Here is a 24,604-nt window from a genome sequence, read left to right on the forward strand (position 1 = left end):
TGACAGCCTGCAACCCCTAATTTGAAAAAACTTTTCAACCGCTCATTAATGCGGCAAAAACACCGGATCCGGCGGAAAAACCAACAAAAAGGGGGCGATTTCTCGCCCCCATAAGCATTAACAATTACTGCTTAGCAATGATATGTCCATTTTCTACATCCAGAGTCACTGGAACTCCCGGTATTAATTTGCCGGAAAGTATCTGTTGTGCCAATGGATTCTCGATTTCCTGCTGAATAGCACGTTTCAATGGCCGTGCCCCATAAACAGGGTCAAACCCAGTTTCACCCAAGAACTCCAACGCAGGCTGAGTAATGGTGACCTGATAGCCACGTTCTTCCAGACGTTTGTACAAACGCGCCAGTTGGATGCTGGCAATAGAAGCCAGATGTGCGCGACCCAACGGATGGAAGACAACAACCTCATCTATACGGTTGATAAATTCAGGGCGGAAGTGATGAGTGACAACTTCCATCACCATTTCCTTCATTTCGGTATAACTTCTTTCACCGAAACGTTCCTGAATCAAATCTGAACCGAGGTTCGAGGTCATGATGACCACTGTATTACGGAAGTCGACCGTTCTGCCCTGCCCGTCAGTCAAGCGTCCGTCATCCAACACCTGTAACAGTATGTTGAAGACATCCGGATGTGCTTTTTCCACTTCATCCAGCAGAATGACAGAATAAGGACGACGGCGTACAGCTTCCGTCAAATACCCACCTTCTTCATAGCCTACATAGCCTGGAGGCGCACCAACCAACCGAGATACAGAATGTTTCTCCATAAACTCAGACATATCAATGCGCACCATAGCATCGTCACTGTCGAACAAGAACATTGCCAGCGCTTTACACAGTTCGGTTTTACCAACCCCTGTTGGCCCTAAGAATAAGAAGGAACCAATCGGGCGGTTCGGATCTGACAACCCAGCACGGCTACGACGGATAGCATTGGAAACAGCTTCAACCGCTTCATCCTGTCCAATCACGCGCTTATGCAGATCTTCCTCCATGCGCAGCAGCTTATCGCGTTCGCTTTCCAGCATGCGAGAGACTGGGATACCCGTCCAGCGCGCCAGCACTTCTGCAATCTCTGCTTCAGTGACCCGGTTACGCAGCAACTTCATCGTTTTCCCTTCAAGCGCCGTTGCCGCCGCCAGCTGTTTTTCCAGCTCAGGAATTTTACCGTACTGAAGTTCTGACATCTGAGCCAAGTCACCCACACGGCGAGCCTGCTCTAAGGTAATTTTGGCTTGTTCCAGTTCAGTTTTAATATTCTGAGTACCGGTGAGGGCCGCTTTTTCCGCTTTCCACTCTTCCTCCAGCTCAGAATATTCACGTTCTTTCTGCTCTAACTCAGTGTTGAGCATTTCGAGACGTTTTTTACTGGCGTCATCAGACTCTTTCTTCAGCGCCTGCTGTTCCAGTTTCAATTGGATAATCCGGCGTTCCAGCCGATCCAATGATTCTGGTTTTGAATCCATCTGCATACGGATGCTGGAACCGGCCTCGTCAATAAGGTCGATAGCTTTATCCGGTAGCTGACGATCCGAAATATAGCGGTGCGACAGCGTTGCCGCAGCCACAATTGCCGGGTCAGTTATCTGCACATGATGATGCAGTTCATAACGCTCTTTCAGCCCACGCAAAATGGCGATAGTGTCTTCAACAGTCGGCTCCGCCACATACACTTTTTGGAAACGCCGCTCTAGTGCCGCATCCTTCTCTATATATTGACGGTACTCATCGAGTGTTGTTGCACCCACGCAATGTAATTCACCGCGTGCTAATGCAGGTTTTAGCATGTTGCCGGCATCCATCGCCCCGTCGCCTTTACCTGCGCCGACCATGGTATGCAATTCATCAATGAACAAGATCACACTACCTTCTTGTTTTGATAAATCATTCAACACGCCTTTCAAGCGCTCTTCAAACTCACCGCGATACTTCGCACCCGCAATCAGTGCACCCATATCTAATGAAAGTACACGTTTATGTTTCAGGCCTTCCGGCACTTCGCCGTTGACGATTCGTTGTGCCAGACCTTCAACAATGGCTGTTTTACCGACACCAGGCTCGCCAATTAACACCGGATTATTTTTGGTCCGGCGTTGTAATACCTGAATAGTGCGGCGAATTTCTTCGTCACGGCCAATAACCGGGTCGAGCTTGCCTTGCTCCGCACGCTCAGTCAGGTCGATAGTGAATTTTTTCAATGCCTGGCGCTGGTCTTCAGCACCTTGGTCATCAACTTTGTCACCACCACGCATATCTTCAATTGCCTTATTTATTTTATCTTTTGTTGCACCAGCAGCTTTTAACATGTCAGTTAAGGTGCCGCGGTCTTCAAGTACCGCCAGCACAAACAGTTCTGACGAGATAAATTTATCTGCACGTTTTTGCGCTAATTTGTCACAGAGATTCAATACACGAACCAGCTCGTTTGATGGTTGAACATCACCGCCAGTCCCTTCAACTTGTGGAAGACGACCTAATGCTTGATCAATGTCGCTGCGCAAATTAGCGACATTAATCCCCGCTGAGGTCAACAATGGGCGAACCGTCCCCCCATCCTGATTGAGCAATGCGCTCATCAAATGTAACGGTTCAATAAATTGGTTGTCGCGCCCAAGCGCTAAAGATTGGGCATCGGCGAGGGCTAGCTGGAATTTGCTAGTAAGACGATCCAGACGCATAACACCTCCAATATTGGTCAAAATTGCTACTGGAGATTAGATGAGGTCATCCCTCAAATTTTCAAGGTTATTTCGACACTATATTTAAAGTAAAACGTTATGCGTCAGCGGATCGTCCTAATTCAATAGGTTATATCAGCCAGATTAAACTTGCCATACGTCCGGTAATTCCATCGCGCCGATAAGAGAAAAAATGTTGTTTTTCAGTCACGGTACAGTGATCACCACCATAAATGGCGTGAATACCTGCGGCTTGCAACCGCAATTTGGCTAATAAATAGATGTCGGCGAGATATTTAGAGCCGGAAGGTGTGAATGCAGCAGCGGATTGTGCGTCGACCTGGAGAAAGGCCTGTTTTACTTCTTCGCCCACTTCGAACTGCTGCGGGCCAATAGCCGGGCCTAACCAGGCAATAATAGAGGAAGGATTGGCATTGAACTGAGTGAGCGTTTGTTCCAGAACACCGGCACAAAGGCCACGCCACCCCGCATGGGCAGCAGCCACTTCATCACCCGCCAATGAGCAAAATAGTACCGGCAAGCAATCTGCGGTCATTACCGCACAAACTTGCCCAGCAATACGGCTGTAGACCGCATCAGCCTGAACATCAGAAATAGCCTTACCATCCAGATGCAGGACACGAGTGCCGTGTACCTGTTCTAACCAGACCGGCATTTGTGGTAAACCCGCTTGTTCCACTAAACATTGGCGGTTTGCAGTCACACTCGCGGCAACATCCCCAACATGGGTGCCAAGATTTAATGAATCATAAGGGAATTCGCTGATACCACCATGACGAGTCGTGCTACATGCTTTAACGCCAGCAGGCACTGGCCAATCGGGAAGTATCAGCTTGTTCATTACCAATCCATCTGATCTTTGAATTCTTCGGTATCCGCTTTCAGCGCATTAATCAGCTCAACCATATCTTCTGGTAATGCCGCATGCCATTCCATTTGAATGCCACTGATAGGGTGATACAAACGCAGCATAGTTGCATGCAGCGCCTGGCGGTCAAAACCACGCAGAATAGCGATAAAGGAGTCTGATGCGCCGCGTGGTGGGCGCGGGCGACCACCATAAAGCTGATCCCCTACCAACGGATGGTTGATATGGGACATATGCACACGGATCTGGTGCGTACGGCCCGTTTCTAAACGCAGACGCAGGCGAGTATGAGCACGGAAGTGCTCCATAATCCGGTAGTGCGTTGTCGCCGGTTTGCCCATCGGGTGTACCGCCATATGTGTCCGCTTGGTAGAGTGACGAGAAATAGGCTCATCAACTCTGCCACCAGCCGTCATATTGCCGATGGCCACCGCTTCGTATTCACGGGTAATTTCGCGTGCTTGCAGTGCTTCAACCAATCGAGTCTGAGCCGGAACAGTTTTCGCCACTACCATCAAGCCGGTGGTATCTTTATCCAGACGATGTACGATACCCGCCCGTGGGACATCCATGATTTCTGGATAATAATAGAGTAATGCATTCAAAACTGTACCATCCGGGTTACCAGCACCAGGATGCACGACTAAACCACGGGGTTTATTAATAACCAGAATATCGTTATCTTCATAGACGATATCCAGTGGGATTTCTTGAGGCGCCCAGCGGGCATCTTCCTCAATTTGCGCGTCAATTGCGACGAGCTCGCCACCCAACACTTTTTCTTTAGGTTTGTTAATTGTTTTACCGTCGACGGTGACCCTATCTTCTAAGATCCATTCTTTTATGCGAGATCTTGAATAATCAGGGAACAATTCGGCCAAAGCCTGATCTAACCGTTGACCGAGTTGTGATTCGGCCACCGTTGCGCTGAGTTGTACTTGTTGTGCCATATGCAGCTTCTTGTTCGTTAACGTTGGGTTTTGACGGCGATGCCGTTTAATATAATGTGCTATTGTATCTAGATCTTTGTCGGGAGCTTAACGGACAGTCTCCCGGAATAACACTTCGAGGATAATCAAAACGTCATGACGCGTATGAAATATCTGGTGGCTGCCGCCACGTTGAGCCTGGTGCTGACCGGTTGCTCCAGTAACAAGGACGTGGTTCCCGATAACCCGCCTTCTGAGCTCTATGCTACCGCTCAGCAAAAACTGCAGGACGGTAACTTTAAGGGAGCGATTACGCAACTAGAAGCGTTAGATAACCGCTATCCTTTCGGGCCTTACTCCCAACAAGTTCAGCTTGATTTGATTTATGCGTATTATAAATCTGCTGATCTGCCGTTGGCGCAAGCCTCAATTGATCGCTTTATGCGCCTCAATCCAACACATCCTAACATCGATTACGTGTTATATATGCGTGGTTTGACCGACATGGCTCTGGATGACAGTGCATTGCAAGGTTTCTTCGGGATTGACCGTTCAGACCGCGATCCGCAACATGCTAAAGCCGCATTCCGCGATTTTAATCAGTTGATTCAAAGCTATCCGAACAGCCAATACGCAACTGACGCGCAAAAACGCCTAACCTTCCTGAAGAATCGTCTGGCCAAGCATGAACTGGCCGTGGCGCAATATTACACTAAACGAGGCGCTTACGTCGCGGTAGTTAACCGTGTCGAACAAATGCTAAGAGATTATCCTGATACTCAAGCCACTCGCGATGCGCTGCCGTTGATGGAAAATGCTTACAAACAATTGCAACTCAATGCCGAGGCAGACAAAGTTGCCAAGATAATTGCGGCGAACCCAGCTTAATACCGTTTGTAACGAAAAATAAGTCTGGAACGATAAAATAACAAACGGCAGCTCAGGCTGCCGTTTTTAATTCTGTCTTTATTGCCACAAACTGAGGCGATTCATGTTGTTAGACTATCGCGCTGGGAGCCTGTCTAAACCGCAAAAATGATGCATCTGATATCTATATCCAGACGATATAACTTATCGATAATGCGGCATTCTAATCAATGATTCAAGCTCTCAGCACCTATTCCTGACGTTAAATCACAGTTCCCATGACCTTTGCAAAAAGTGACAAAAATAAGTGATCTCGATCATACATTTTGTGAAAAAGAGAGGTATGCTGAAGTTATCCAAGACGGAGCAGACAGAGAGGTAAGTCATATGACAGTCAACATTACCAGTAAGCAAATGGATATCACCCCAGCAATTCGCAAGCATGTTGAAGACCGTCTCACCAAACTGGATAAATGGCAGGCCCAGCTGATAAACCCACATATTGTACTGTCAAAAGATCCGCAAGGATTCGTTGCTGATGCAACTATCAGTACCCCGATGGGGCCCTTGGTTGCCAGTGCCAAACATGATGATATGTATGCTGCAATTAATGAACTCATCACCAAACTAGAACGCCAATTAAATAAAGTTCAACACAAAGGTGAAGCTCGTCGCGCAGCAAGCAGTGTTAAAGAGGCGAATCTGGAGTCAGCAGATTCAGCAGATGCCGAAGAAGAGTCCGAGCAGGAGCAATAGCCGGGACAATCCATCTCATTTCGGATCTAACGCGCTTTCGGGCGCGTTTTTTATTGACAGCAATTCAGACTGGCGGTTATGTTTGTTTTGGCTATAACATGTTATTTCCGTCAGCATCAACAACAGGTAACCAGCAACGATGATCAATAAAGTGTTTTTCTTCGCATTCTTTTTTACCTTCCCCTGATTGGGAGGCGTTTCGTCGTGTGATAAATAATGCGAAGACGAACAACAAAGCCTCCCAAATCGGGGGGCTTTTTTTATGCGAAAAACATTCAGAAAAAATAATAAGGCAAATCCCTATGACCGATAACCCATTACTGGTGCTACGTGAGCGCATCAGCGCACTAGACTTAAAACTGCTGGCGTTGCTGGCAGAGCGGCGTGAATTAGCGGTGGATGTGGCTAAAGCCAAACAACGCCATCATCGCCCGATTCGCGATAAAGAACGTGAGCGTGATTTGCTGGATGCACTTATCACCGCCGCCAAACCTTATGACCTGGATGGATTTTATATCACCCGCTTGTTCCAACTGATTATTGAAGATTCAGTATTGACTCAGCAGGCACTGTTACAACATCAGCTTAATCAGACCGCCCAGCACTCTGCCCGTATCGCTTTCCTCGGCCCGAAAGGTTCTTACTCACATTTAGCCGCACGGCAATATGCTGCTCGCCACTTTGAACAATTGATTGAATGTGGTTGCCAAAAATTCCAGGATATCTTTACTCAGGTAGAAACCGGCCAGGCGGATTACGCGGTATTACCCATAGAGAACACCAGCTCAGGTTCCATCAATGACGTCTATGACTTGCTGCAACACACCAGTTTGTCGATTGTCGGGGAAATAACCAATCCTATTGACCACTGCGTACTGATCGCCAGCGAAACTGACCTGAGCCAAATCAAAAACGTCTACAGCCATCCACAACCTTTCCAGCAATGCAGCCAGTTCATTAACCGTTTCCCACATTGGAAAATCGAGTATTGCGAAAGCACAGCGGCTGCAATGGAGAAAGTGGCGCAGTTAAACTCACCGCATGCGGCGGCACTAGGGAGTGAAGCGGGTGGCGCGCTTTATAATTTACAGGTGTTGGAACACAATCTGGCGAATCAGCAGCAGAACATCACTCGCTTTATTATTCTTGCCCGTAAAGCTATTGATGTTTCTGACCAGATCCCGGCAAAAACCACCTTAATTATGGCGACAGGTCAACAATCTGGGGCATTGGTGGAAGCGCTACTGGTGCTGAGAGATCACGGGATCATCATGACGAAGCTTGAATCACGACCAATAAATGGCAATCCGTGGGAAGAAATGTTTTATATCGATGTGCAGGCCAACTTGCGTTCTGAATCTATGCAAAAAGCGCTGGCGGATCTGACCCCCATTACCCGGTCATTAAAAGTATTGGGCTGTTATCCGAGTGAAAACGTGGTTCCGGTCAATCCCAGTTAACCCTCTTTCTCTATAATCTTAATAGCAAAAAGTCACCCCGACACTGTCGGGATGACTTTGATAAAACGGATAAATTACAAATAACTGTTATTGGCGGCTGTCATTCGCCTGACGCAATAATGAACGGCTCTCCACCAAGAAGCGCTCTGCATAATCACCAAACCAATGCTCAACTTTCTGAAAACTTTTCACAAAGGCTTGTTTATCACTTTGTTCTAACAAGGTGATCGCCTCACCAAAACGTTTGTAATAGCGTTTAATCAGCGCCAAATTATCTTCTGATGACATAATAATGTCGGCGTAAAGCTGCGGATCTTGCGCGAACAGCCGCCCCACCATTGCCAGTTCCAAACGATAAATCGGTGAAGACAGCGCCAATAGTTGTTCAAGCTGCACATTTTCCTCTGCTAAATGTAACCCATAGGCAAAGGTTGCAAAATGGCGCAATGCTTGAATGAACGCCATATTCTGATCATGTTCAACCGCACTGATGCGATGTAATCTTGCCCCCCATACCTGTAGCTGCTCAAGTAGCCACTGATAAGCTTGTGGGGAACGACCATCGCAATACACCACAACTTGTTTCGCCAAACTGCCAACATCTGGCCCAAACATCGGATGTAAGCCGACAACTGGCCCTTCATGGGCGGCGAGCATAGCTTGCAACGGCTTATTTTTGACGGAAGCGAGATCTAACAAAATGCAATCTGGCGGTAATTTCGGCAAGCGGGCTATCACTTCTTCAGTGATATGGATGGGTACACTGACAATTACCATCCCGGCATCCGCCAGAATAGATTCAGCCTGCGGCCAGTCCTCTTGTTCTAGCGTTTTTACCTGATAACCAGACAAAGTGAGCATTCGGCTGAATAACCGCCCCATCTGCCCGTCACCGCCGATGATAACCACCGGGCGTAACTGAGGGCACAGTGTCTTAAACCCTTTGTCATTCTCGCTGGTATAAGACTCTCGCATAACCCGACGCAATACATCTTCAATCAAATCAGGCGGGACACCTAAAGCCTCGGCTTCCTGTCGGCGTGAGGCTAACATCGCAGCCTCACGATCCGGAACATAAATAGGTAAACCATAACGGCTTTTAACTTCACCTACTTCTGCCACCAAATGTAAGCGCTTCGCCAACAAGTCCAACAGTGCTTTATCAACTTCATCAATTTGATCGCGCAAAGCGGTCAGTTCAGCCACCATACTTACTTTTCCTCTGCAGTCCGTGCCGCCAGCGCTGAACGTAATTCCTGGTGCATGCCACGTAACAGGGTTTCGGTACTTTCCCAATCAATACAGGCATCTGTCACTGAAACACCGTAGCGCATATCGGCACGTGGTTGCTCAGATGATTGATTACCCTCATGGATGTTACTTTCCAGCATCACACCAGTGATAGAACGATTGCCAGCCTTGATCTGTTCAACCACAGATTCAGCGACCGCAGTCTGACGACGGTAGTCTTTATTCGAATTACCATGGCTGCAATCTATCATTAAGGATGGAACGAGTCCCGCATCCTGCATCTGTTTTTCACACTGCGCGACATCTTGCGCACTGTAATTAGGGGTTTTACCGCCACGTAAAATCACATGACCGTGCGGATTCCCCTGAGTTTGCAATAAGCAAACCTGGCCCGACTGATTAATTCCCATGAAGCGGTGCGGCATAGCAGCAGCGCGCATGGCATTGATTGCCGTACCTAAACTACCATCAGTACCGTTTTTAAACCCAACCGGCATCGACAAACCGGAAGCCATTTCACGGTGAGTTTGTGATTCAGTGGTACGTGCGCCAATAGCTGACCAGCTAAATAGGTCGCCTAAGTATTGCGGGCTATTCGGATCCAAAGCTTCGGTTGCCAGAGGCAAGCCCATGCCCACTAAATCCAGCAATAATTGACGAGCAATATGTAAACCTCTTTCCACATCGAAAGAGCCATCCATTGCTGGGTCATTAATCAACCCTTTCCAACCGACAGTGGTTCTCGGCTTTTCAAAATAGACACGCATAACGATATATAAGCTATCACTCAATTCTGCAGAAAGAGTTTTCAAACGACGCGCATACTCCAGAGCAGCATCTACATCATGGATAGAACATGGGCCACACACGACTAATAGGCGTGAGTCACGACCCTGAATAATATCAGCAATGGTTTTGCGGGCAGCTTCAATCGCATACTGATCATTTTGGCTCAATGGAAACTGATTTTTCAGTTCTTCCGGCGTTATCAATACTTGTTCGGCACTGATATGGACATTATTGAGCGCATCTTTTTGCATGATCATATTCTTTACCTATCTCTGTTTAGCGGATGTCGTTGGGCGTGTTTGTCGTTTGAGAGCACCACAATACCATGGTGTGTAAAGTTTTCAATCCATATGTGTAAATAAATAATTACCACTAAATTTACAGGTACTTTTAGGTCTGAGTTTTGCGGTGAGTCGCAGTTTCAACAGATGGCCCTAACCTCCCTCTGAGGTCATGATAAAATGCGGAAAATTTTTGGAGGCTGTATGTTAAGAGTCATCATCGTCGACGATGAACAACCTGCGCGTGAAGATTTACGCGAAAGATTAACTGAAGAACATGATATTGAGATCGTCGCCGAATGCAGCAACGCACTGGAAGCCATCCCCGCAATCCAGCGCCTACAACCCGATGTGATATTTCTCGACATCCAAATGCCAAGAATTAATGGCCTGGAATTAGCCTCAATGCTGAATCCAGAAAATATGCCGCACATCGTGTTTGTCACGGCTTATGATGAATATGCTATCCGTGCTTTTGAAGAACATGCCTTTGACTATCTGCTAAAGCCTCTCGATCATCAACGGTTAGCGAAAACGCTAGTTCGCTTAAGAAGAGGTCTTGGTGTAAACAATAATTTACACAAAATAACAGAACCGATGTTGCGCCATATTCCCTGCTCTGGCCACAATCGCATTTTTTTACTGAAAATTGAGGAAGTCGAATATCTCAGTTCTGAGCTCAGTGGGGTGCATGTTATAGGAACCGTACAATCTGGCTATACCCAGCTATCACTCAAAACGTTAGAAGAGAAAACCCCCTTTGTCCGCTGTCATCGACAATATATGGTCAATACCGAGCAGTTAGGCGAAATCCAACTGATGGATAACGGTTCTGCCGAAGTGATCACCCGCAGTGGTAAACATATCCCCGTGAGCCGCCGTTACTTAAAATCCCTAAAGGAGAAATTGGGAATTAATTAAAAGCTATTTCGGTCTGAAATATATTTATATGTTGCATCATTGTACTATTAGTGAATTTTTAAAAAACAATGTTAATACATTATTTTCACAACCAGGTTTTATATTCTATTAATGCCATTTCATTCCACTTTAATTAATTAGAAAAGTCCGGGCTGATATAAAAATAGAGGCAGATCTCAGATTTAATTAGTTACATAACTGAACAATATAGCCTTGATATTCGCAAGGTTTTAATCAATGCCAATGTGCTCTGATAGATAAAAACGAGTATGAGCCATGTTCATTGCTTAAAAGCAGCCAATATACAACCGAATTTCATTCATGTTGGAAGCAAGGTAACGTTATGATAACACTACAATTTATAATTATAATTCTCTGTCTATTAGTCGGTACACGCTATGGGGGTATGGGGCTGGGGTTAATAAGTGGTATTGGCTTATTTATTCTAACCTTTATCTTTGGCCTCGAACCCGGTAAACCGCCTGTCGATGTCATGCTCACAATATTAGCTGTTATTGGTTGTGCTGCTGTATTACAAACTGCAGGCGGATTGAATGTAATGATGCAATATGCTGAGCGATTATTACGGCGACACCCTCAGCATATTACGCTACTTGCACCATTCACTACTTGGTCATTAACCTTTTTATGCGGCACTGGACATGTTGTTTACACCATGTTCCCTATTATTTCTGATATTGCGATTAAAAAAGGTATTCGCCCGGAACGCCCAATGGCGGTGGCATCGGTCGCATCACAAATGGCGATTACAGCTTCGCCTGTCTCGGTAGCGGTCGTCTCATTGGTGTCCATCATTGGTGCCAATCACGGCATAGGCCATGCTTATAGTATCCTGGAGATTTTGGCAATCTCTGTCCCCGCTTCACTCGTCGGCGTACTGGTAGCTGCCTTATGGAGCCTGCGACGCGGCAAAGATCTGGATAAAGACCCTGATTTTCAGGCAAGAATCAAAGACCCTGAACAGCGCGACTTTATCTATGGATCTACCGATACATTGTTAAATCAGGTTTTCCCGAAACAGGCTTATTGGTCTACCTTGATATTTTTTGCCGCTATCGCAATCGTGGTATTACTGGGTGCATTTGCAGATCTGCGCCCTGCTTTTGAAGTTAAAGGCAAAATGCAGTCATTATCAATGAACCTGGTTATTCAGATGATGATGCTGATTGCTGGTGCAGTTATTCTTATTGGCTGCAAAGTGAAACCCAGCGATATCTCTAATGGCGCCGTATTCAAAGCCGGTATGGTCGCCATATTCTCTGTATTCGGTGTTGCCTGGATGAGCGATACCTTCTTCCAAGCCCACATGGGCGACTTAAAACTGGTACTAGAAGACGTGGTGAAAAGCCAACCGTGGACTTATGCCATTGTGTTGTTCTTGGTTTCCAAGTTGGTCAATAGCCAAGCCGCGGCATTAGCAGCAATCGCCCCCATGGGTTTGCAGCTCGGTGTTGAACCTAAAATGCTCATCGCCTTCTTCCCGGCAGCTTATGGCTACTTTGTTTTACCAACCTATCCAAGTGACCTTGCTTGCATCGGTTTTGACCGCTCGGGCACCACTAAAATTGGTAAATTTATTATTAACCATAGCTTTATCATTCCAGGTCTTATCGGTGTCATCTGTTCGTGCATCACTGGCTACCTGCTTGTAACGACTTTTATGTAGTTAATGAGTCACTGTTGAGCTAAGAGCCAGAGCAATTCTGGCTCTTTTCATCCTTTCTTTTCGCCAGTATTCAAATACAAATTCCTTTCTGCTTATGACATTTTAAGAATGAACTTATCAAAAAAAACCTCTTATTATAATTAATTATTCAATCTGAAATATCTTATGAGTAAGTCGGATCACAACTGCTACAATGCGGGCCGCATCACAAAAACCATCTATTTCACCATGGACCTATTATGTTTTCTTTACGTCATACCAGGGCGTTACCGTTTTATATCAGTACACTCGCATTATCCCTCTTCAGTACCGCGGTTCTTGCTGACGCGACTGTTTTTACTGCTTTAGATGATCCAGCCACAGCCAAAAAGAGCTTTGATGGCACCGTTGAAGCAGGTTATACCGCACAGTCAGGCAATACCAACAACTCAACATTGACCGCTAACTCAACGTTGACTTGGTTCCAGTCGAATACTGCTTATAGTTTGTGGGGCGCGGCGCGCAATACCAGCTCTAATGATCAGCGTTCTTCTGAGCGTTACCAATTAGGCGGCCGTACTCGCTATAATCTGACAGATAGTAACTATTTGTTTGGGCAAGCAGGTTGGTTAAATGACCGTTATAACGGTTTTGATTCCCGCTCTGTATTGACCACAGGTTATGGTCGACAGATTATGACCACTCCATTGCACAATCTGCGGGTGGAATTTGGTCCGGGTGTCCGTCACGATGAATATTATCAAGGCGGCCGCTCGACGAGAGCATTAGCCTATGCGGGGGGTAACTATACTTATCAGTTGACTGACAACACCGTCTTCAGTGAAGGGGTTTCAGCACTGGCAAACGAAGAAACGACATTAAACTCAGAAACGGCATTGAATGTTGCTATCAATAAAAGCTTCGCATTGCGTTTAGCCTATGTCGTAACCTATAACACCAAGCCACCGGCCAGCGCGCCAAAGAATACAGATACCACAACATCAGTCACTCTGGTTTACGGCCTGTAATCATCTGTTAGTCTCTTTAGCGTGGTGTAATGTCACGCTAATCCCCTCTGATATCCCTTCTATTTCCCTCACTGACTTTTCGTGCGGAGATCTCTGTCGCTATTTTATCGTCTTAGAAATAAAAAAAGGGGTCAGCCAATGGCTAACCCCTTCATAACTATTAACTTTTGGATGAAGCCTGAGCTGTACCTTAGTTAGTACGGTTAAGACGCTCTTTGATACGAGCAGATTTACCAGTACGCTCACGCAGATAGTACAGTTTCGCTTGACGAACGGCACCACGACGTTTCACAGTAATGCTGTCGATTACTGGGGAGTGAGTTTGGAATACACGCTCAACACCTTCGCCGTTGGAAATTTTACGAACGGTGAACGCAGAATGCAGACCGCGGTTACGAATAGCGATAACCACGCCCTCGAATGCCTGCAGACGCTTTTTAGAACCTTCAACAACCCATACCTTAACTTCCACGGAATCACCCGGACGGAATGCAGGCACGTCTTGCTTCATCTGCTCTTGTTCGATTTGCTTGATAATATTGCTCATAATAAGTCTCTTACCCTAGGTAAACTGATATATCAGGAAGTTGGCACACGGCACAACATTCCTTTCATAGTTCTGTTGCTCAGGGCTTGTGTTCCCGTTGGAACTCAGCCAGCAACACCATTTGCTCGTCAGTCAGAGCTAGGCTTTCTAGAAGTTCAGGTCTTCTAAGCCAGGTACGGCCCAGCGACTGCTTTAAGCGCCAGCGACGAATCTCGGCATGGTTACCCGACAGTAAAACTGGCGGAACTTCCATCCCTTCTAACACCTCAGGACGAGTGTAGTGTGGGCAATCCAGCAACCCATCAACAAAGGAATCTTCCTCCGCTGAGGCCTGATGACCCAGCACGCCCGGGATAAAACGGGATACTGAATCTATCAGAGTCATTGCCGGCAGCTCGCCACCGCTGAGAACGTAATCACCAATTGACCATTCTTCATCAATTTCAGTTTTGATTACGCGCTCATCAACTCCTTCGTACCGACCACACACCAGAATCATCTTCTGGTTGGTCGCCAGTTCGCAAACACCCTGTTGGTCCAGTTTGCGTCCTTGAGGTGACAGATAAATCACCTTTGCTCCCTCGCCTGCCGCTGCTTTTGCTGCATGAATGGCTTCCCTTAACGGTTGCACCATCATTAGCATTCCCGGGCCACCGCCATACGGGCGGTCATCCACGGTACGATGCCGGTCGTAGGTGAAATCACGAGGACTCCAACACTGCACGCTCAGCAGGCCATTTTTTACTGCCCGGCCAGTTACCCCGTAATCGGTTATTGCGCGGAACATCTCGGGAAACAGGCTAATAACACCGATCCACATTGTTTTGTTCCACTCATCTTTGCCGTTTAATTCGGAGGTCAAAAACCAGGATCCCAATCTACTTCAACACGTTGAGCAGTGAGATCGACATTCTTGATAACCTGCCCATGAAGAAACGGGACCAACCGCTCCTTCATACCGAATGCATCTTTCAGGTTTGCCTTGACTACCATCACATCGTTAGAACCGGTTTCCATCATATCGATGATTTTACCTAGTTCGTAACCCGCGGTTGTTACTACCTGACAGCCCATAAGGTCTTTCCAGTAGTAATCATCCTCTTCCAGTTCAGGCAGTTGTTGGGAATCTACGATAATTTCGCAATTAGTCAGTAAATTCGCGGCATCCCGATCATCAACGCCTTTTACCTTGATGATCAGATCCTGACTGTGGCGCTTCCAGTCTTCCAACTCGACATGCTGCCACTTACCATCCTGCTGGATAAACCACGGCTGGTAATCAAAAATACTTTCGGCGTTCTCGGTGGATGAAAATACTCTGAGCCAACCGCGAATGCCGTAAGTTGAACCCATTTTACCGAGAACAATCGGCTGTTCGGGAACCACTGGATTGAGTTGCTTGCTCATAATAACCACCACCGCGACAGATTAAGCTGCTTTCTTAGCGTCTTTGATCAGCACAGATACGCGATCAGAAACGGTTGCGCCCAGGCCAATCCAATGTTCGATACGGTCCAGGTCCAAACGCAGAGCTTCAGCCTGACCAGATGCGATCGGGTTAAAGAAGCCTACACGTTCGATGAAACGGCCGTCACGAGCATTACGGCTGTCAGTCACTACTACTTGATAGAACGGACGCTTTTTAGCGCCGCCACGAGCCAAACGAATTGTTACCATAACATCCTCTTTAGTTAATAAAACAACTGGACCCCATCGGGGAACGGGGTCCAGTTGCAATATAAAAAGCCCGAAAATTTTACTCATTTTGGCGCAAAAAGCAATCTAAAGCGTAGATTCCTATGCGCCAGTTTTGTAATAAGCACAATTTTCTTCGTTTACCGCTGTTTTTCAGCGGGAAATCTTTATTCACCCCACGCTGGTTTACCTCACAGCGTGAAATATACCCTTCGTACTTGAAACCGCAGGGTTGTTGGCTGCGCGCACTAACCAGAATCACTTACTTGAGTAAGTTCATCGGGATTAGTTTACTGGCTGCCTACCTGCAACCCCAATTACTTTGGGTATGACATTTAGCGGCCCGGAAAACCTGGTGGCATCATACCTTTCATGCCACGCATCATTTTGGCCAAACCGCCATTTTTCATTTTCTTCATCATGCGCTGCATATCATCAAACTGTTTGAGCAAGCGGTTAACATCCTGCACTTGCACACCAGAACCAGTGGCGATACGGCGTTTACGTGAACCTTTGATGATTTCTGGTTTAGCGCGTTCTTTCATCGTCATCGAATTGATGATGGCTTCCATCCGCACGGTTACCTTGTCATCCATCTGCGATTTCACGTTCTCTGGCAACTGACCGGCACCCGGCATTTTACTTAACATGCTGGCCATCCCGCCCATATTGCGCATTTGTTTTAGTTGATCAAGAAAGTCATTAAGATCAAAGCCATCGCCTTTTTTCAGCTTATTGGCCAGTTTTTCCGCCTGTACGCGGTCAACTTTGCTTTCGATATCTTCAATCAGGGACAGCACATCGCCCATCCCCAGAATACGTGAAGCCACGCGGTCTGGGTGGAACGGCTCAAGCGCATCTGATTTTTCACCAACACCGAGGAATTTAATCGGCTTGCCGGTAATATGGCGGATAGACAGCGCAGCACCACCGCGAGCATCACCATCAACTTTGGTCAGCACGACACCGGTGAGCGGCAGCGCTTCATTGAATGCTTTAGCTGTATTGGCCGCATCCTGACCGGTCATGGCATCAACAACAAACAAGGTTTCAACCGGGTTAATCGCGGCATGAACTTGCTTGATTTCGTCCATCATCGCTTCATCAACGTGCAAACGACCGGCGGTATCGACAATCAGGACATCATAAAACTTCAGTTTCGCCTGTTGCAGAGCCTGATTGACAATATCAATCGGTTTTTCCTGTACATCAGACGGGAAGAAATCAATACCAACACCTTCAGCCAAGGTTTCCAACTGTTTGATCGCCGCAGGGCGATAAACGTCAGCAGACACCACCAGCACTTTTTTCTTCTGCTTTTCTTTCAGGAACTTACCCAGTTTAGCCACACTGGTGGTTTTACCTGCACCTTGTAGACCCGCCATTAACACCACTGCTGGCGGTTGCGCTGCCAGATTCAGTTCGTTATTGACCTCGCCCATGGCGGCAATAAGTTCATTCTTGACGATTTTGACGAATTCCTGACCCGGCGTGAGGCTTTTGTTCACCTCATGCCCGACAGCACGCTCTTTTACCCGGTTAATAAAGTCACGAACCACCGGCAGAGCTACGTCAGCCTCCAGTAACGCCATGCGCACTTCACGTAGCGTTTCTTTAATATTTTCTTCTGTCAGCCGGCCACGGCCGCTGATATTGCGCAGTGTGCGCGACAATCGATCAGTTAAGTTCTCAAACATTGTCTCATACTCAACGTGGAAACAGGCCGCTCTGGCGACACAATGGGGGGATTATAACACGAAGCTTAAACGATCTCTGCTCTCACATCGGAGAACGGTTGGAGAGGGACGCTCTCAACGCTATACTGGCTATCTAATTCACTTAGCCGATGCCCATATACCGCTATGCCCGTGTTCTCCATTTTGGCTTTGATCGCTTACTCACTCAGTCTGGGCTTGATTGTCCCAAGTCTGGTGCAGAAAAATAGTGCTTACCGGCGCCTAGCGCTGATTTCTGCCGTCGTGGCGCTAGTGTGCCATGCTATTGCTCTGAAGCATCAGATTTTTGATGTCGGCGGCGGTCAAAATCTTACTTTATTGAATATTGGCTCCATTGTCGGGCTGATGATCTGCACTATTATGACTATCGTCGCCTCACAGGGGCGTGGTTGGTTCTTGTTGCCGATTGTCTACAGCTTTGCCATGATTAATCTGGCACTTGCCAGTTTGTTGCCAGGTGAATTCATTACCCATCTGGAAGCCAGCCCTGCCATTTTTGTCCACATTGGGCTAGCCCTCTTTGCCTATGCAACACTTATCATCGCAGCACTGTATGCCCTGCAATTAGCTTGGCTTGATTATCAATTAAAAAATAAGAAAGTCACCTTTAATGCTGATATGCCGCCCTTGATGAGCATTGAACGCAAAATGTTTCATATCACCCAAATTGGGGTGGTCTTGCTGACCCTAACGCTGTGTACTGGCCTGCTTTATATGGATGACATATTCAGTAAAGAGAACGTCCATAAAGCGGTGTTATCGATCATGGCCTGGTTTGTTTATATTGTTTTATTGTGGGGCCATTACCATGAAGGTTGGCGCGGGCGTAGAGTGATTTGGTTCAGTTTTGCAGGCGCATTTTTGCTAACTTTGGCCTATTTTGGCAGCCGCTTACTGCAGGAAATTATGATCTCTTAGCCGTTACCATCCGTACATGACCTTGTTGAACTGAACTAGCAGGGCCTTCATATCATTAAAGGAACACTGTGTTGGATCATGTTTCCACTAGCACGCTGATCATTATTCTGGTCATTATGGTCGTGGTTTCGGCTTATTTTTCTGCCTCCGAAACCGGCATGATGACGCTTAATCGCTACCGATTACGTCACTTGTCCAAGCAGGGTAACCGGGCCGCGCGGCGAGTTGAAAAGCTGCTACGCCGCCCTGACCGCCTGATAAGTTTGGTCTTAATTGGCAATAATCTGGTCAATATTCTGGCCTCAGCACTGGCAACAATTGTTGGCATCCGGCTCTATGGCAATGCCGGGGTTGCCATCGCCACGGGCGTATTAACTTTTGTGGTGCTGATTTTTGCTGAAGTCATGCCGAAAACCATCGCCGCCCTTTATCCTGAGCGCGTAGCATTCCCCAGCAGTGTTTTACTGGCTCCGTTACAAAAAATCATGCTGCCACTGGTATGGTTACTCAACATCATCACCCGTGGACTGATGCGTCTGTGTGGTATTCGCGGAAATGTGCATCGCAGTGATGCAGTAAGTCCGGATGAATTACGCAGTATTGTGAATGAATCACACTCACAAATTTCTCGTCGTAATCAAGATATGTTGATATCAGTGCTGGATCTGGAAAAAGTCACTGTCAGCGATATTATGGTGCCGCGTAATGAAGTGGTCGGAATTGATATCAATGATGATTGGAAATCAATCATGCGGCAGCTAACACACTCGCCGCATGGTCGCATTGTGTTGTATCGCCAATCATTGGATGATGCTATCGGTATGTTGCGGGTGCGGGAAGCCTACCGGCTGATGACAGAGAAGAAAGAATTCAATAAAGAAAATCTGTTGCGGGCGGCTGATGAAATCTATTTCATTCCCGAAGGCACACCATTGAATGTACAACTGGTGAAATTTCAACGTAATAAAGAGAAAGTCGGCATGATCGTCGACGAATATGGTGATATTCAAGGATTAGTGACAGTGGAAGATATTCTGGAAGAGATCGTCGGCGATTTTACCACATCCATGTCACCTAGCCTGGCAGAAGAGGTTAATCCACAAAGTGATGGCTCAGTACTGATTGATGGTAGCGCCAATGTGCGTGAACTGAATAAAGCATTCAACTGGTCACTCCCTGTGGACGCCCGCACTATCAATGGCATGTTATTGGAGGAGCTGGAGGATATTCCCCAGATAGATGCTCAGGTTCGTATTGGAAACTATCTGATTGATGTGCTGGATGTTCAAGAAAACATGATTAAGCGGGTACGCGTCACCCCCATTCTATTTAATAGCCATTCAGGATAATCCGCCGCCCCGGCGATATCGGGACAATAAAAAAGACGCTTTACAGCGTCTTTTTTGCATTTACCATTCAAGAATTAGATATGTAATTCAGCCAGTTTTTCTTTTGGCAGAGCCAGTTTTTCACTGTCGTTGATACCCACATCTCTCTCAAGAATGTGTCTGGCAATTTCCTGTGCTTCTTCCAGTGAGTGCATATGATAAGTGCCACACTGATATTCGTTCAGCTCAGGAATTTTTCGCTGGTCGGTGACTTTCAGTACATCGGCCATGGCTGCTTTCCAAGCATCAGCAACACGTTGCTCATCTGGAGTACCAATTAGGCTCATATAGAAACCGGTACGGCACCCCATTGGCGAGATATCAATAATCTCAACACCATTACCATTGAGATGGTTACGCATAAAACCAGCAAATAGGTGCTCCAGCGTATGGATTCCTTTCTCTGGCAACACTTCTTTATTGGGTTTACAGAAGCGTAAATCAAATACAGTTATCTCGTCACCATGAGGAGTTTTCATCGTCTTAGCAACACGCACAGCCGGTGCATTCATGATGGTATGGTCTACGGTAAAGCTATCCAATAATGGCATTTAGTCACCTCCTCATAAAAAAATAATTTTTATTCGATCTTTTTTCGCAACCTATGAAACTTTTTTCTATCCTGCGCGTCTTAATATGTGAAAGACGCGCATTTGTTATCATCATCCCTGTTATCAGAGATGTTAATTTGGCCACAGCAATGTGGCCTTTTCTTTTTTATTGGCCGCCGTGAAGTACCAAATACTCTTCAAAGCTTAGCTTATCTTTGAGTTCCAGCTCACGTTGACGCACCCAAGAGGCTGCACCCTCTTCAGATAATTGCTCTTCAGTGAGTAATTCCAAAGGTTCATTTTGCAGCATTTCCCGGTAGCGTTCTGCTAACTCAAGACCAACACCACCAATACCACCGTCTTTCATTGCTTGCAAAATACGCGCTGAAAACGTCAAACTTGGATCATCAAAGAACGCGACAAGTTCGTCACAAACCTGTTGATATTCAATGCTATCTTTACCATCCAATACTTCGGCAACACGGCGCAAGTCTGCAAACAGATCTTTACCCACTTTCTCTAGCGGTTCACGGGTATCATTACAGCCCATACCGATAGTCTGACCGGGTTTACGCCCTTCCAAAATGACCCGATTCCAGTTTTTCCGGGTACACAGTAATTCGTCGCTGCTCATTTCAGGCGCATCAGCCAACACACACCAAATCAAGAATAAATCGAGGAAACGCGCTTGTACGGCATCAACACCAATGGGTGAGAATGGGTTAATGTCCAAAGAACGAACTTCAATATATTCAATCCCACCGCGCAACAAAGCATCAGAGGGTGATTCACCAGCACGAGTCACTCGCTTAGGCCGAATCGGAGCATAGAGTTCATTTTCAATCTGTAACACATTAGTGTTCAATTGCAGATGACGGTCACCGTCTTTTAGCCCCAATGCGGCATATTCTTCTGAAGGCGTTTTAATTGCGCGCTTTAGCCCAGCAACATAGGTATGCAGGTCATTGAAGGTAATGCCCAAATTACTTTGTGATTTATTGGTATAACCCAAGTCACTCAAACGTAATGAGGTGGCATAAGGCAGATAACACATGCCTTTATCATTGCGCTCAAACGGCAATGCAGTTTCACGCCCTTGCAGGAATGACGCGCAAATGGCCGGTGAAGCACCAAACAGATAAGGGATAACCCAGCCAAAACGATAATAATTGCGGATCAGTCGGAAATAACCAGCTGAAATTTCTTCCTTGCCACTTTTTTCATCGGTAACACCCGCCCATGCCTGCCAAAACTCTAGCGGCAAAGAGAAGTTATAGTGGACACCGGAAATCGTCTGCATCAAGGCACCATAACGATTTTTCAAACCCTCACGGTAAAGTGTCTTGAAACGACCAATATTAGAAGAGCCATATTTAGCCAGCTCAATATCCTGCTCTGCGCCAATAAAGCAAGGCATGCTCAGTGGCCACATGCGCTCATCGCCTAGCTTACGGGCGGTATAGCGATGGATATCGCGCAAAAAAGCCAGCAGATGGTCAATATCGCCATCTACTGGTGTAATAAATTCCAGCAATGCCTCAGCAAAGTCGGTGGTAATCCACTGATGTGTTAATGCGGCACCCAATGACTCTGGATGGCCCGTCGAGGCTAATTGGCCATCGGCAGTCACTCTCAATGTTTCCCGCTCGATACCGCGGCGGATACCTTTCAGGGCTTTAGGGTGCGCTTCCAACCAAGTCAGCGCGTGTGATACATCCGGGATCAAATCGACCTCCCGCTCTTGAAAACCATAACTCGCCAGCATACTGAAACTGCATAGATGTGACTATGTAAGTTTGTCACACTCTTTACTGCCACCAGGTAATTCCTTGTAACGTAACTACCGTTAACACGATATAACGCAATGCTTTTCCCAGACACAGAAAAAAAGCCACAAGACCCCAAGGCATACGCAACCAGCCTGCCAACACACACATCAAATCGCCCACTACCGGTAGCCAGCTCAATAATAAAGCTGCCGGGCCAAAACGTTGAAGCCAGCCAAGGGCTGTACTCATCCCGCGCTGTGGCTTTAGTTCCGGTAATAAACGGCCTATAACAACATTAGTTAGCCCCCCAAGGGTATTACCGACGGTAGCAGACAACACCAGCATCATGGCTGGCGCACTCCCTGCCGTTAAGAGGGTGACTAACAGAATTTCAGAATTTCCCGGTAAGAGCGTTGCGCTGAGAAAGCTACTCCCAAATAATGATGCAATAGCCAGCGTACTACTCACAGTAGACGCACATCAACTATTGCCATATTGGCTCTTTTTGCCGCCTCAACACCAAAATCAGCATCTTCAAAGACCACACACTTCTGTGCAGGCACACCAAGTAACTGCGCACAGCGCAAGAATGTCTCAGGTGCTGGCTTATGTTGAGTAACATCATCGGCACCGACAATGACATCAAAATAGTCACGTAAGCCCAGGTGGCGTAAAAGCAGCTCTGCCATACCGTGCTCGCTTCCAGTACCAACAGCCATAGGTTTACGCCCATGATAGGCTTTAACCACGTCTATGAGCGGCAGAGGCTTCACATTATCCATCAACAATGATTTAAACAGTGCGGTTTTCTCAGCAGCCAGCAAATGAGGATCCAGATCCGATTGATGATTAGTAATAATTACGCTAGCAATTTGCCACGTCGGCGCGCCATTCAAAGCGACCAAAGCCTGCTCGTCAAAGGCCATACCATAAGGCGTCAGCACCTGCCGCCATGCCTGACGATGCGTAGGCTCAGTATCCAGGATGGTGCCATCCATATCAAAAATCAGGCCTTCATAGCGATCGTACATCGTGACCCCACGACCAGGGAGAAAATGAAAAGCTACTTTATCGCAAACTAACTAAATTGTCGCTCACTGTATAATCAGTTGAATTTAATCGATAAAATGTCATTCCCGATAGGAAGTAGCGCTATAACACATAGTAAAAATCAATGAGTTGAGAGGCATAACTAGATAAGGGGCTGAAAAAATCTAAATGGCAGTGTGACGTAAGGTCTAAAAGCAGAAAACCCCGCCGTAGCGAGGTTTCTTAATATGGTGCACCCAGGAAGATTCGAACTTCCGACCGCTCGGTTCGTAGCCGAGTACTCTATCCAGCTGAGCTATGGGTGCAATTTTGTATTTCTAATTTTACGAGGGAGTTTCACCAAGTGAAACTTAACAACAAGATTGATGACCGAGAAGATGGTGCACCCAGGAAGATTCGAACTTCCGACCGCTCGGTTCGTAGCCGAGTACTCTATCCAGCTGAGCTATGGGTGCAATTAATTCTTTGACACTACCTGATGTTCATTTGACTATTTCACCATACTGCAAAATATGGTGCACCCAGGAAGATTCGAACTTCCGACCGCTCGGTTCGTAGCCGAGTACTCTATCCAGCTGAGCTATGGGTGCATAGTAAATGGCGGTGAGGGAGGGATTCGAACCCTCGATACAGCTTTTGACCGTATACTCCCTTAGCAGGGGAGCGCCTTCAGCCTCTCGGCCACCTCACCATACGCTTCTTTCGAATTGTGCCTAACTTGCTTTTGAAGAAGCTCATCGGCACTGCGTGGCGCACATATTACTTTCCCGCACTTATAAGTCAAACAATTTTTCCTAACTCACGTTCATTTGCACAATTCACACACAACATGGGCAGTTTCACGTCAAAAAGAGTGTTTTATCAACAGAGAAGATAGCGTTTATTGTGATGCAGCCAGAGAACGAAAAAAAAAGAAATTATCCTGACCACCCCATTAAATGAGTCGTGAACAGATAATTATTACAGGAATAAGAACATAAAAAGGGAATGAAGAGCAAAATGAGAGGGGAATTAACAGCAGTAGCGCCTCGTGTAACACGAGACGCTTCTTCAAAATCAGTAAGTCGTCGGTTGAGACTTTTCTGCTTGGATACGCTGGTAGATTTCTTCACGGTGAACAGAAACCTCTTTCGGAGCATTTACACCAATACGGACTTGGTTGCCTTTAACCCCTAATACAGTAACCGTAACCTCATCGCCAATCATGAGTGTTTCACCAACTCGACGAGTCAGAATAAGCATTCTTTGCTCCTTGAAAAATTAAAAGAGTCGGGTCTCTCAGTTTCCCCGCCATTATCCATCATACACCGTGAAAACGTAAGCTATCACATTCACATAAAATGTAAGTAGCTTGGTCAAGTCTCTAACTAATACAAGTTTAGCTGAAGCAAACAACTTTGCGTTTAACTTTGTTT

Annotated in this window: 23 protein-coding genes, 4 tRNA genes and 1 other annotated feature; of the genes, 8 read left to right on the forward strand and 19 right to left on the reverse strand. The window is 46.6% G+C overall.

Annotation, left to right across the window (positions count from 1 at the left end):
- Window positions 1-124: 124 nt before the first annotated feature.
- The 3 genes from clpB to rluD all read right to left on the reverse strand — a co-directional run bounded on the left by clpB (window position 125) and on the right by rluD (window position 4,537).
- Window positions 125-2,698 (reverse strand): ATP-dependent chaperone ClpB, encoded by a 2,574-nt coding sequence (clpB, locus tag DX162_RS01505; protein ID WP_004393440.1) that lies wholly within the window; start codon window positions 2,696-2,698, stop codon window positions 125-127.
- 130 nt (window positions 2,699-2,828) lie between these two features.
- Window positions 2,829-3,560: a purine nucleoside phosphorylase YfiH gene (yfiH, locus tag DX162_RS01510; RefSeq protein WP_032821202.1), complete on the reverse strand. Its 732-nt coding sequence runs from the start codon at window positions 3,558-3,560 to the stop codon at window positions 2,829-2,831.
- Complete coding sequence (rluD, locus tag DX162_RS01515) at window positions 3,560-4,537, reverse strand: 23S rRNA pseudouridine(1911/1915/1917) synthase RluD (RefSeq protein ID WP_004393439.1); 978 nt, start codon at window positions 4,535-4,537, stop codon at window positions 3,560-3,562. The genes yfiH and rluD overlap by 1 nt, the downstream gene beginning before the upstream one ends.
- A gap of 135 nt (window positions 4,538-4,672) precedes the next feature.
- Between rluD and bamD the strand changes: the two genes are divergently transcribed.
- The 3 genes from bamD to pheA all read left to right on the forward strand — a co-directional run bounded on the left by bamD (window position 4,673) and on the right by pheA (window position 7,599).
- Window positions 4,673-5,404: an outer membrane protein assembly factor BamD gene (bamD, locus tag DX162_RS01525; protein ID WP_032821201.1), complete on the forward strand. Its 732-nt coding sequence runs from the start codon at window positions 4,673-4,675 to the stop codon at window positions 5,402-5,404.
- 366 nt (window positions 5,405-5,770) lie between these two features.
- Window positions 5,771-6,139 (forward strand): ribosome-associated translation inhibitor RaiA, encoded by a 369-nt coding sequence (raiA, locus tag DX162_RS01530; RefSeq protein ID WP_004393436.1) that lies wholly within the window; start codon window positions 5,771-5,773, stop codon window positions 6,137-6,139.
- Between the two features lie 138 nt (window positions 6,140-6,277).
- Window positions 6,278-6,403: a sequence feature (Phe leader region), on the forward strand.
- 38 nt (window positions 6,404-6,441) lie between these two features.
- Window positions 6,442-7,599, forward strand: a complete 1,158-nt coding sequence (gene pheA / locus DX162_RS01540; RefSeq protein ID WP_004393434.1) for a bifunctional chorismate mutase/prephenate dehydratase — start codon at window positions 6,442-6,444, stop codon at window positions 7,597-7,599.
- A gap of 87 nt (window positions 7,600-7,686) precedes the next feature.
- Here pheA and tyrA read toward each other — a convergent pair whose 3' ends face one another.
- Both tyrA and DX162_RS01550 read right to left on the reverse strand, forming a co-directional pair.
- Window positions 7,687-8,808 (reverse strand): bifunctional chorismate mutase/prephenate dehydrogenase, encoded by a 1,122-nt coding sequence (gene tyrA / locus DX162_RS01545; RefSeq protein WP_004393433.1) that lies wholly within the window; start codon window positions 8,806-8,808, stop codon window positions 7,687-7,689.
- A gap of 2 nt (window positions 8,809-8,810) precedes the next feature.
- Window positions 8,811-9,890, reverse strand: coding sequence for a 3-deoxy-7-phosphoheptulonate synthase (locus DX162_RS01550; protein WP_032821204.1), 1,080 nt, complete (start codon window positions 9,888-9,890; stop codon window positions 8,811-8,813).
- Between the two features lie 234 nt (window positions 9,891-10,124).
- On the opposite strand from DX162_RS01550, the gene btsR reads away from it, so the two are divergent.
- The 3 genes from btsR (at window position 10,125) to DX162_RS01565 (ending at window position 13,535) form a co-directional block, all read left to right on the forward strand.
- A complete protein-coding gene (btsR, locus tag DX162_RS01555; RefSeq protein WP_004393431.1) occupies window positions 10,125-10,841 on the forward strand; it encodes a two-component system response regulator BtsR in 717 nt (238 codons plus the stop codon).
- Window positions 10,842-11,184: 343 nt separating this feature from the next.
- Window positions 11,185-12,528 carry an anaerobic C4-dicarboxylate transporter gene (locus tag DX162_RS01560; RefSeq protein WP_032821200.1) on the forward strand — a complete coding sequence of 448 codons (1,344 nt, stop codon included), beginning with the start codon at window positions 11,185-11,187 and terminating at the stop codon, window positions 12,526-12,528.
- A 239-nt stretch (window positions 12,529-12,767) separates the two neighbouring features.
- Entirely contained in the window at window positions 12,768-13,535 is a 768-nt protein-coding gene (locus DX162_RS01565) for a DUF481 domain-containing protein (RefSeq protein WP_115155830.1), read from the forward strand.
- A 190-nt stretch (window positions 13,536-13,725) separates the two neighbouring features.
- Here DX162_RS01565 and rplS read toward each other — a convergent pair whose 3' ends face one another.
- The 5 genes from rplS to ffh all read right to left on the reverse strand — a co-directional run bounded on the left by rplS (window position 13,726) and on the right by ffh (window position 17,474).
- Window positions 13,726-14,082 (reverse strand): 50S ribosomal protein L19, encoded by a 357-nt coding sequence (rplS, locus tag DX162_RS01570; RefSeq protein ID WP_004393427.1) that lies wholly within the window; start codon window positions 14,080-14,082, stop codon window positions 13,726-13,728.
- Window positions 14,083-14,161: 79 nt separating this feature from the next.
- Entirely contained in the window at window positions 14,162-14,902 is a 741-nt protein-coding gene (trmD, locus tag DX162_RS01575; protein WP_004393426.1) for a tRNA (guanosine(37)-N1)-methyltransferase TrmD, read from the reverse strand.
- A gap of 38 nt (window positions 14,903-14,940) precedes the next feature.
- Entirely contained in the window at window positions 14,941-15,489 is a 549-nt protein-coding gene (gene rimM / locus DX162_RS01580; protein ID WP_032821198.1) for a ribosome maturation factor RimM, read from the reverse strand.
- A 21-nt stretch (window positions 15,490-15,510) separates the two neighbouring features.
- Window positions 15,511-15,759 carry a 30S ribosomal protein S16 gene (gene rpsP / locus DX162_RS01585; RefSeq protein ID WP_002209458.1) on the reverse strand — a complete coding sequence of 83 codons (249 nt, stop codon included), beginning with the start codon at window positions 15,757-15,759 and terminating at the stop codon, window positions 15,511-15,513.
- A 353-nt stretch (window positions 15,760-16,112) separates the two neighbouring features.
- Window positions 16,113-17,474, reverse strand: coding sequence for a signal recognition particle protein (ffh, locus tag DX162_RS01590; protein WP_004393422.1), 1,362 nt, complete (start codon window positions 17,472-17,474; stop codon window positions 16,113-16,115).
- 165 nt (window positions 17,475-17,639) lie between these two features.
- Between ffh and DX162_RS01595 the strand changes: the two genes are divergently transcribed.
- On the forward strand, window positions 17,640-18,431 hold the full coding sequence (locus DX162_RS01595) for a cytochrome C assembly family protein (protein WP_004393421.1): 792 nt from the start codon (window positions 17,640-17,642) through the stop codon (window positions 18,429-18,431).
- A gap of 71 nt (window positions 18,432-18,502) precedes the next feature.
- A complete protein-coding gene (locus tag DX162_RS01600) occupies window positions 18,503-19,780 on the forward strand; it encodes an HlyC/CorC family transporter (protein WP_169311125.1) in 1,278 nt (425 codons plus the stop codon).
- Between the two features lie 74 nt (window positions 19,781-19,854).
- On the opposite strand, the gene luxS is transcribed toward DX162_RS01600, so the two are convergent.
- The 9 genes from luxS to csrA all read right to left on the reverse strand — a co-directional run bounded on the left by luxS (window position 19,855) and on the right by csrA (window position 24,431).
- On the reverse strand, window positions 19,855-20,370 hold the full coding sequence (luxS, locus tag DX162_RS01605; protein WP_049559189.1) for an S-ribosylhomocysteine lyase: 516 nt from the start codon (window positions 20,368-20,370) through the stop codon (window positions 19,855-19,857).
- A gap of 166 nt (window positions 20,371-20,536) precedes the next feature.
- Window positions 20,537-22,135, reverse strand: a complete 1,599-nt coding sequence (gene gshA, locus DX162_RS01610; protein WP_004393418.1) for a glutamate--cysteine ligase — start codon at window positions 22,133-22,135, stop codon at window positions 20,537-20,539.
- Window positions 22,136-22,178: 43 nt separating this feature from the next.
- A complete protein-coding gene (locus tag DX162_RS01615) occupies window positions 22,179-22,607 on the reverse strand; it encodes a YqaA family protein (protein WP_032821196.1) in 429 nt (142 codons plus the stop codon).
- The gene (gene yqaB, locus DX162_RS01620) at window positions 22,604-23,170 is read right to left on the reverse strand and encodes a fructose-1-phosphate/6-phosphogluconate phosphatase (protein WP_004393416.1); all 567 of its coding nucleotides are present in this window, start codon (window positions 23,168-23,170) and stop codon (window positions 22,604-22,606) included. Before yqaB ends, DX162_RS01615 begins: the two co-directional genes overlap by 4 nt.
- Window positions 23,171-23,417: 247 nt before the next feature.
- Window positions 23,418-23,494: transfer RNA gene (locus tag DX162_RS01625), tRNA-Arg, on the reverse strand.
- A 73-nt stretch (window positions 23,495-23,567) separates the two neighbouring features.
- Window positions 23,568-23,644 (reverse strand) — tRNA-Arg (locus tag DX162_RS01630).
- Between the two features lie 58 nt (window positions 23,645-23,702).
- Window positions 23,703-23,779: transfer RNA gene (locus DX162_RS01635), tRNA-Arg, on the reverse strand.
- Between the two features lie 8 nt (window positions 23,780-23,787).
- Window positions 23,788-23,880, reverse strand: a tRNA-Ser gene (locus DX162_RS01640).
- Between the two features lie 365 nt (window positions 23,881-24,245).
- The gene (csrA, locus tag DX162_RS01645) at window positions 24,246-24,431 is read right to left on the reverse strand and encodes a carbon storage regulator CsrA (protein ID WP_002209449.1); all 186 of its coding nucleotides are present in this window, start codon (window positions 24,429-24,431) and stop codon (window positions 24,246-24,248) included.
- Window positions 24,432-24,604 lie beyond the last annotated feature (173 nt).

The sequence above is a fragment of the Yersinia kristensenii genome, from assembly GCF_900460525.1.
Classification (GTDB): Bacteria; Pseudomonadota; Gammaproteobacteria; order Enterobacterales; family Enterobacteriaceae; genus Yersinia; species Yersinia kristensenii.

Excerpts from the sequence above, each read along its gene's own strand:
- DX162_RS01550 (WP_032821204.1), bottom strand. The coding sequence starts at position 9,890 with ATGCAAAAAGATGCGCTCAATAATGTCCATATCAGTGCCGAACAAGTA.
- DX162_RS01560 (WP_032821200.1), top strand. The coding sequence starts at position 11,185 with ATGATAACACTACAATTTATAATTATAATTCTCTGTCTATTAGTCGGT.
- rpsP (WP_002209458.1), bottom strand. The coding sequence starts at position 15,759 with ATGGTAACAATTCGTTTGGCTCGTGGCGGCGCTAAAAAGCGTCCGTTC.
- pheA (WP_004393434.1), top strand. The coding sequence starts at position 6,442 with ATGACCGATAACCCATTACTGGTGCTACGTGAGCGCATCAGCGCACTA.
- ffh (WP_004393422.1), bottom strand. The coding sequence starts at position 17,474 with ATGTTTGAGAACTTAACTGATCGATTGTCGCGCACACTGCGCAATATC.
- trmD (WP_004393426.1), bottom strand. The coding sequence starts at position 14,902 with ATGTGGATCGGTGTTATTAGCCTGTTTCCCGAGATGTTCCGCGCAATA.
- yqaB (WP_004393416.1), bottom strand. The coding sequence starts at position 23,170 with ATGTACGATCGCTATGAAGGCCTGATTTTTGATATGGATGGCACCATC.
- bamD (WP_032821201.1), top strand. The coding sequence starts at position 4,673 with ATGACGCGTATGAAATATCTGGTGGCTGCCGCCACGTTGAGCCTGGTG.
- DX162_RS01565 (WP_115155830.1), top strand. The coding sequence starts at position 12,768 with ATGTTTTCTTTACGTCATACCAGGGCGTTACCGTTTTATATCAGTACA.
- luxS (WP_049559189.1), bottom strand. The coding sequence starts at position 20,370 with ATGCCATTATTGGATAGCTTTACCGTAGACCATACCATCATGAATGCA.
- yfiH (WP_032821202.1), bottom strand. The coding sequence starts at position 3,560 with ATGAACAAGCTGATACTTCCCGATTGGCCAGTGCCTGCTGGCGTTAAA.
- tyrA (WP_004393433.1), bottom strand. The coding sequence starts at position 8,808 with ATGGTGGCTGAACTGACCGCTTTGCGCGATCAAATTGATGAAGTTGAT.
- csrA (WP_002209449.1), bottom strand. The coding sequence starts at position 24,431 with ATGCTTATTCTGACTCGTCGAGTTGGTGAAACACTCATGATTGGCGAT.
- rluD (WP_004393439.1), bottom strand. The coding sequence starts at position 4,537 with ATGGCACAACAAGTACAACTCAGCGCAACGGTGGCCGAATCACAACTC.
- rimM (WP_032821198.1), bottom strand. The coding sequence starts at position 15,489 with ATGAGCAAGCAACTCAATCCAGTGGTTCCCGAACAGCCGATTGTTCTC.
- clpB (WP_004393440.1), bottom strand. The coding sequence starts at position 2,698 with ATGCGTCTGGATCGTCTTACTAGCAAATTCCAGCTAGCCCTCGCCGAT.
- btsR (WP_004393431.1), top strand. The coding sequence starts at position 10,125 with ATGTTAAGAGTCATCATCGTCGACGATGAACAACCTGCGCGTGAAGAT.
- rplS (WP_004393427.1), bottom strand. The coding sequence starts at position 14,082 with ATGAGCAATATTATCAAGCAAATCGAACAAGAGCAGATGAAGCAAGAC.
- DX162_RS01595 (WP_004393421.1), top strand. The coding sequence starts at position 17,640 with ATGCCCGTGTTCTCCATTTTGGCTTTGATCGCTTACTCACTCAGTCTG.
- gshA (WP_004393418.1), bottom strand. The coding sequence starts at position 22,135 with ATGCTGGCGAGTTATGGTTTTCAAGAGCGGGAGGTCGATTTGATCCCG.
- raiA (WP_004393436.1), top strand. The coding sequence starts at position 5,771 with ATGACAGTCAACATTACCAGTAAGCAAATGGATATCACCCCAGCAATT.